This window comes from Pseudomonas sp. P5_B2 (genome assembly GCF_056400445.1).
Genome location: NZ_JBFULH010001097.1, coordinates 1 through 1,012 on the forward strand (window position 1 = coordinate 1; position 1,012 = coordinate 1,012).

General features: G+C 54.7%; 1 protein-coding gene. It reads right to left on the reverse strand.

From position 1 onward, the window contains the following. On the reverse strand, nucleotides 1-1,012 hold a 1,012-nt coding region (locus AC1DRJ_RS29435), incomplete at both ends, for an N-6 DNA methylase (protein ID WP_477805223.1).

Below are 1,012 nucleotides of genomic sequence, written 5' to 3' on the forward strand. Positions count from 1 at the left end.
ATGCGATCACTGGCCCAGCGAATGGCGCGGATATAGCTGTCGTACAGCGCGTTCTTGTTGATTGCATCTGACTGTGCTGCGTAGGTATTGCCTATGCGTGCATCCAGCGCCGGATAAATTACGTTCTGATTGTTGTCATTTGCACTGGCCTGTCCTGCGGAATACGGGGGATTCCCCACAATCACCCGTATATCCAGCTCCTTCTGTCGCTTGCGCCGCTCGCTGTTGTCCACCAGTAGAGCATCTACAAGGTCATCCTTTTCGTACATTTGGAAAGTATCAGTCAGGCATATACCCTGAAATGGCACATAGTCGCCCCCGGCTAGGCTGTGATAAACGGCTTCGATATTGATGGCGGCGATGTAGTAGGCCAGCAGCACTAGTTCGTTAGCGTGGATTTCGTGCTTGTACTTGTGTGACAGCTCTTCCGGCTTGATCAGGCCCGATTGGAGCAGGCGGGTGATGAAAGTTCCGGTGCCGGTGAACGGGTCGATGATATGCACGCCCTTGCTGCCTAGGGTCTGGCCGAACTCCTTATGCAGCAGGTGATTGACACTGTGGAGAATGAAGTCCACCACCTCGACTGGGGTGTAGACAATGCCTAGACGCTCGGTCATCTTGGGGAAGGCATTGCGGAAGAACTTGTCGTACAGCTCAACAATGATCTTCTGCTTGCCTTGGGCATTGTTGATGCCGGCCGCGCGTTGACGCACGCTGGCATAGAACCTATCCAGAGTGTCGGCTTCCTTGTCCAGATGATGCTCATGGAGCGCATCCAGCACGCCTTGCATGGCCTTGGACATGGGGTTGTGGCTGGCAAAGCTGTACTCATCGAACAGCGCATCGAACACAGGTTTGGTTACCAGATGCTGGGCGAGCATTTCGACAATCTCGCCATCGCTGATGCTGTCGTTGAGGTCGTCGCGCAGCTCGGCGGCAAAGGCGTTGAAAGCGGCCTTTTCCTGAGGGTTGGCCGGGTTTTCCAGAATACCCTGGATGCGGTCGATATGGG